Here is a 5,991-nt window from a genome sequence, read left to right as displayed (position 1 = left end):
GGATTCCGGAACCTTTGCCGCGCCACGAACCAGCGGATAGCCGGCATTGTGGAGCGCCATGTTGGTCTGCTTTTCGAAGGCGGCATTGGCTGCCTTGGCACCATCGCCAGCGGCGATCGCGTCATAGCTGTTGATGGTGGTGTCGCCGACCTTCACCGTCGCCGCCGTACCCGCAGCCGCCGATGTTACGACATCATAGGGAACCGAGTTCTTGGTGAGGAAGGCAGTCGCGATATCGCAGGAAGTGGTGAACTTCGCGGTACCGGTCGGGTTGAACTGGAACTTGCAGTCGCCGGGCGCCGCAGTCACCGTTGCACGAACGGTCGCCTGGGCCTGAGCGAGTGCCGGGTTGCCAGCCCAGGTCAGTGCCTTGAACAGCGGGAAGTAGGTGAGCATGGCGAGCAGCAGGCCCGCCATGATGATCGGCTTGCGGCCGATCTTGTCGGAGAGCCAGCCGAAGAGCACGAAGAAACCAGTGCCCAGAATGAGCGAGGCGGCGACCATGATGTTGGCCGATTGCGCATCCACTTTCAGCACACCGGTCAGGAAGAACAGCGCGTAGAACTGGCCGGAGTACCAGACGACGGCCTGGCCGACGACGGCGCCAAACAGCGCCAGAAGCGCGATCTTGGCGTTCCTCCATTGGCCGAAAGCTTCCTTCAGCGGCGCCTTCGAGGTTTTTCCCTCTTCCTTCATCTTCTTGAAGGCGGGGGATTCATTCATCTTCAGGCGGATCCAGACGGAAATGCCGAGCAGCACGCATGAAAGCAGGAACGGAATGCGCCAGCCCCAGGCGGCAAAGGCTTCCTTGCCGAGAGCGAATTGCACGAGCAGGATCACCACCAGCGACAGGAACAGGCCGAGCGTTGCCGTCGTTTGAATCCACGAAGTGAAGTAGCCGCGGCGACCGTTTGGCGCATGTTCGGCGACATAGGTCGCAGCACCGCCATATTCACCGCCGAGCGCCAGGCCTTGCAGCATGCGCAGCACGATGAGCAGGATTGGAGCGGCAATGCCGATCGAGGCGGCACCGGGCAGGATACCGACGAGGAAGGTCGAAAGACCCATGATCAGGATCGTGACCAGGAAGGTGTATTTGCGCCCGACGAGGTCACCGAGGCGACCAAAGACCAGAGCGCCGAACGGGCGAACCAGGAAGCCCGCGGCAAACGCCAGCAGCGCAAAGATGTTTCGCGTCGTTTCCGGGTAGGAGCTGAAGAAGGTCGCGCCGATGTAAACGGCGAGCGAACCGTAGAGATAGAAGTCGTACCATTCGAACACGGTACCAAGCGACGAGGCGAAGATGACCTTCTTTTCCTCGCCGGTCATCGGACGCGTTTTTGCGTCGTCCGCTGTCGCGACATTTGCCATTTTTTATCCTCCACTCCAAAATAGCCGATTGGAGCGCCCATTGGCCGGTCCGGCATTCCTCCCAAGAACGTCCGGACGTGGTGCGCCTGAGATGAGGATGTCAGAAAAGTGTCATCCCAGGCAGAGATGCTTTCGGCTTATGACTTTCGTCTAATGCGGCGATCGATCGCGGCCGGCATCCGCAAGGCCCTGCCAAAGAGCGATGTCTTGACTCTTCCTCAAAACCGCGTAAGAGCAGCGAAGAACGAGGAAATCACCGTCATGCGACCGATCGGTCCAGCCATCGCTGCTTTGATCCTGCCGGCTTTGGCCGCGGGGCAGGATGTCGATTTTTCGTTCGCTTGCAAAACAATGGCCAAAACGACGACGAAAACCGTCTGACGTCTCTGGCCACCGCTCTCTCCCCGGTAAGGCCGGGGACAGGAACCTTCGCGGCAATACGCGCGGTTCCCCCTCCACCCGAAGAGGAGAGACAGAAAGAGAGCTTAGATCATGGGTTTCAAGATTGCAGTTGCAGGCGCCACCGGCAATGTCGGCCGCGAGATGCTGAATATCCTTGCGGAGCGCGGGTTCCCCGCTGACGAGGTGGTTGCGCTCGCTTCCGCCCGCTCCCAGGGCACGGAAGTTTCCTTCGGCGACAAGACGCTCAAGGTCAAGAACCTCGAAAACTACGATTTCTCCGACACCGACATCTGCCTGATGTCGGCCGGCGGCGCCGTTTCGCTCAAGTATTCGCCGAAGATCGGCCAGCAGGGTTGCGTCGTCATCGACAACTCTTCGGCCTGGCGCTACGACGCCGAAGTGCCGCTGATCGTTCCGGAAGTGAACCCGGACGCAATCGCGCAGTTCACCAAGAAGAACATCATCGCCAACCCGAATTGCTCGACCGCGCAGCTCGTGGTCGCGCTGAAGCCGCTGCATGACCACGCCAAGATCAAGCGCGTCGTCGTCTCGACCTACCAGTCGGTTTCCGGCGCCGGCAAGGATGGCATGGACGAACTCTTCAACCAGACCCGCGCCGTCTTCGTCGCCGATCCGATCGAATCGAAGAAGTTCACCAAGCGCATCGCCTTCAACGTCATCCCGCACATCGACGTCTTCATGGAAGACGGCTACACCAAGGAAGAGTGGAAGGTTCTGGCCGAGACCAAGAAGATGCTCGACCCGAAGATCAAGGTGACCTGCACGGCCGTGCGCGTTCCGGTCTTCATCGGCCACTCGGAATCGGTCAACATCGAGTTCGAAAACGAAATCACCGCGGACGAAGCGCGCGACATCCTGCGCGAAGCGCCGGGTTGCCTTGTCGTCGACAAGCACGAGAACGGTGGCTATGTCACGCCCTACGAATGCGCCGGCGAAGACGCGACCTACATCTCGCGCATCCGCGAGGACGCGACGGTCGAGAACGGCCTCAACCTGTGGGTCGTCTCCGACAACCTGCGCAAGGGCGCCGCGCTGAACGCGATCCAGATCGCCGAACTGTTGGTCAACCGCGGCCTGATCAAGCCGCGCAAGCAGGCCGCCTGAGACGGGCGATTGAACACGGCTTTCCCGCCGGGCCTGACCAGGCCCGGCGGGTTGCTGTTTTGCGGAATGCCGGACGATACCGGGATTCACGTGAAACCACGAAAACGTGACCGCTGCTTGCGGCAGGTGACAGGGCCGGCGAAGGCTGGCATTTTTAGGCGCAATAAGATTCGGGCTATGGGGTATTTCATGCACAGGGCAAAGTGCGTAGCGGTGGGGCTTGCTGCCCTGATTTCAACGGCAGTCTTTCCGGCAGTGGCGTCCGCCGCCCAATGCGGCAACGACGGAAGCGGCTTTGCGGCCTGGGTCGCCAACTTCAAGCAGCAGGCGACCGGCAACGGCATCAGCCCCGCTGTCCTCGACCGCGCGCTGTCGAACGTCTCCTACAACAAGGCGACGATCCGCGCCGACCGCGGCCAGAAGAGCTTCAAGCTCTCGCTCGAGCAGTTCATGCAGAAGCGCGGCGGCCAGACGATCATTTCGCGCGGCAAGAAGATGAAGGCGCAGAACGCGGCGCTCTTTACCAGCATCGAACGCCGCTATGGCGTGCCGGCTGGTCCGCTGATCGCGATCTGGGGCATGGAAACCGGCTTCGGCGGCTTCATGGGCAAAGAGCACACGCTCTCGGCCGTGTCGACGCTTGCCTATGACTGCCGTCGTTCGGACTACTTCACCAACCAGCTCTATGCGGCGCTGCAGCTCGTGCAGCGCGGCGATCTGAGCCCCGATGCGCGCGGTGCAGCGCATGGCGAAATCGGCCAGACCCAGTTCCTGCCGGCCAACGTCCTGAAGTACGGCGTCGACGGCGACGGCAACGGCCATGTCGACATGGTTCGTTCCAAGGCCGATGCGCTGGCCTCCACCGCCAACTTCCTGCGCGGTCACGGCTGGCAGCCGGGCGCCGGCTACCAGCAGGGCCAGGCGAATTTCGGCGCGATCCAGGGCTGGAACGCTGCAAGCGTGTACCAGCAGGCAATCGCCATCATCGGCGCTGAGATCGACGGACTCTAAGCACTGCGCGCTTATCGCTGCGGAATTTCAAGGGCCCGGTTCGCAAGAACCGGGCCTTTTCAGTCTTACGTCCCGGGCCGCAGGAAATCGCCTGTTGTCGGATCCATCACCCAGAGTTCGCCGGTCGAGATGTCGAACCAGGCGCCGTGCAGGTTCAGCTTGCCCTTGCTTTCCAGGATCTGGACACAGGGGAAGGTTCGAAGATTGGCAATCGAGTTGCGGATGGAGACGCGCTCGAGTGCACGCTGGCGCTCGCCTTCGGTCATGACGTCGTTGCTCTGGATCTGGTCGGCGGCCGGCTTCAACAGATGCATCCAGCGACCGATGAAGTCACCGGGCGACAACGGCTCGGCATCCTGATCGAGGGCCGCCTTGATGCCGCCGCAGCGGCCATGGCCCATGACGACGATGTCGCTGACGCGCAGTGACTGCACCGCAAATTCGAGCGCGGCCGATGTCGAATGATAGTGGCCATCGGGCTCGTACGGCGGCATCAGATTGGCGACGTTGCGCACGACGAAGAGTTCGCCGGGGCCGCTGTCGAAGATGGTTTCAGGCGCCGCCCGCGAATCGCAACAGGCGATGACCATCGTCTTCGGTTTCTGTCCCTTTTCAGCCAGAGCCTTGTAGCGCTGCTGCTGCTCGCTGTAACGGCCGTTCATGAAATTATGATAACCGTTCAGAAGATGGTCCGGGAAACGCTGCTGTTGCTTGTCCATCGCTTACTCCGTTACTGCTTCGGGCGGCATGTCCGCTGTGCGGACCGCTCGAAGTCATGAAAATCATCATGATCTAAAATTCAATCGACGATGTCATAGAGGCATCATCGATGAACAGCTTCTTCTATTTTCGCCGCATCTGGTTCGGATGCACCAGCCGGCGCATCTGCACCATCGCCATCGGCGTTGACAGGCTCGACGCGTCCTGCTCGATCGTCAGCTCGTCGGCGCCGCGCTTGACGCTGCGCGCGATAATCTCGAATACGCTCGCGGTCGCCATCTGCAAGGCGCGTTCTTCTGAAAGACCTTCAAGAAGTCGCGCCAGAAACACGGCCGTCAGCAGATCGCCGGTTCCGTTCGGCGCGTTCTCGACCAGCCGGTGTTCGGCAAGCAACGCGTGATTTCCCGACAAAAAGAGATTGCCGGTTCCGCCACTCATCATCGGCACCGCCGAAGTCACCAGCACGCGGGCCGGGCCAAGGCCGAGGGCAGCGTCGAGGATCGCCGTGTTGGTGTCCAGCGTCGCGCCTGCAAGCCATGCAAGCTCGTAGCGGTTCGGCGTCGCCAGATTGGCAAGCGGCAGCAGCCGGTCGCGCATGGCCGTCGCCGTCGCTTCGGGAACATAGAGCCCGCCGGCGTCGCCGATGACGGGATCGCAGGCATAGATCAGCTTGGGATTGCGCTCTTTCAGAGCCGTCACCAGCCGCACAACACCCTCGGCCTGGCCGACCGAGCCGAGATAACCCGAAAGCACGGCACGCACCTCGCCGATCCACGGGGCTGCGATCAGATCGTCGATCACCGACTGGAAGGATTCGTCCGGGATCGCCACGCGCGTCGAGCGGCCATGGCCGGGATGCCACGGAAGGATCACCGTCGGCAGGGCCCAGACGGGATGTCCAAGCGTCTCCAACGCGAAGACCGCGGCCCGGTTGCCGACCTTGCCGCGCACGACATGGCTCGAGATGACGATGACGGCGCCGGGCAGGGAGGGCATTTCGGGCATCGACCAGTCCAATCCTTCGATCTCGAAACTCTGATCACCCGACTGTCACTGCCCTGTCAACAGGCGATGGCAGACAGGTCCCGTGGAAGCCTTTGGCGTTTTCGTGCTTTTTCGTCGATTTTCGAGCAATTTTCGCGATATTACCTTCGATTTAAATGGATTTAAGCTGTTTTCACGTGAAATTCTCCGATTTTGGGCTCGATTTTGCCGAAATCGGCGTAAAAAGCGGTCGCCATTAGCCATGGTTCTGATAGGGTTTGGCCTATCATGAGTGGGAGAGACTTCATGGGCGTGAAATACAATCCGAAGCGGGACAGACACATCGACGCAGCGAAGGCGGCCGCCATCAAACTGGGC

Annotated in this window: 6 protein-coding genes; 3 read left to right on the top strand and 3 right to left on the bottom strand. The window is 61.0% G+C overall.

Translation table 11 applies throughout. The features are described from left to right. On the bottom strand, positions 1 to 1,371 hold a 1,371-nt coding region (locus VGO12_RS05565; protein WP_327511733.1), incomplete at its 3' end, for an MFS transporter. 108 nt (positions 1,372 to 1,479) lie between these two features. On the opposite strand from VGO12_RS05565, the gene VGO12_RS05560 reads away from it, so the two are divergent. From VGO12_RS05560 to VGO12_RS05550, 3 genes are all read left to right on the top strand, one after another. Next, the gene (locus VGO12_RS05560; RefSeq protein ID WP_327511732.1) at positions 1,480 to 1,752 is read left to right on the top strand and encodes a hypothetical protein; all 273 of its coding nucleotides are present in this window, start codon (positions 1,480 to 1,482) and stop codon (positions 1,750 to 1,752) included. Positions 1,753 to 1,863: 111 nt separating this feature from the next. Further along, the gene (locus VGO12_RS05555; RefSeq protein ID WP_327511731.1) at positions 1,864 to 2,898 is read left to right on the top strand and encodes an aspartate-semialdehyde dehydrogenase; all 1,035 of its coding nucleotides are present in this window, start codon (positions 1,864 to 1,866) and stop codon (positions 2,896 to 2,898) included. 189 nt (positions 2,899 to 3,087) lie between these two features. Beyond that, a complete protein-coding gene (locus VGO12_RS05550; RefSeq protein ID WP_327511730.1) occupies positions 3,088 to 3,909 on the top strand; it encodes a lytic transglycosylase domain-containing protein in 822 nt (273 codons plus the stop codon). A 65-nt stretch (positions 3,910 to 3,974) separates the two neighbouring features. On the opposite strand, the gene VGO12_RS05545 is transcribed toward VGO12_RS05550, so the two are convergent. Together VGO12_RS05545 and pdxY are read right to left on the bottom strand one after the other, a co-directional pair. Beyond that, on the bottom strand, positions 3,975 to 4,628 hold the full coding sequence (locus VGO12_RS05545; protein ID WP_327511729.1) for a carbonic anhydrase: 654 nt from the start codon (positions 4,626 to 4,628) through the stop codon (positions 3,975 to 3,977). Between the two features lie 124 nt (positions 4,629 to 4,752). Beyond that, a complete protein-coding gene (gene pdxY, locus VGO12_RS05540) occupies positions 4,753 to 5,634 on the bottom strand; it encodes a pyridoxal kinase PdxY (protein WP_327511728.1) in 882 nt (293 codons plus the stop codon). Positions 5,635 to 5,991: the final 357 nt, after the last annotated feature.

Origin of the sequence: Ensifer sp., from assembly GCF_035999135.1 — a bacterium.
In the GTDB taxonomy this organism is placed as follows: domain Bacteria; phylum Pseudomonadota; class Alphaproteobacteria; order Rhizobiales; family Rhizobiaceae; genus Ensifer.
The sequence above is the reverse complement of the archived record's forward strand: the minus strand, read 5'-3'. Positions and strand labels throughout refer to the sequence as shown.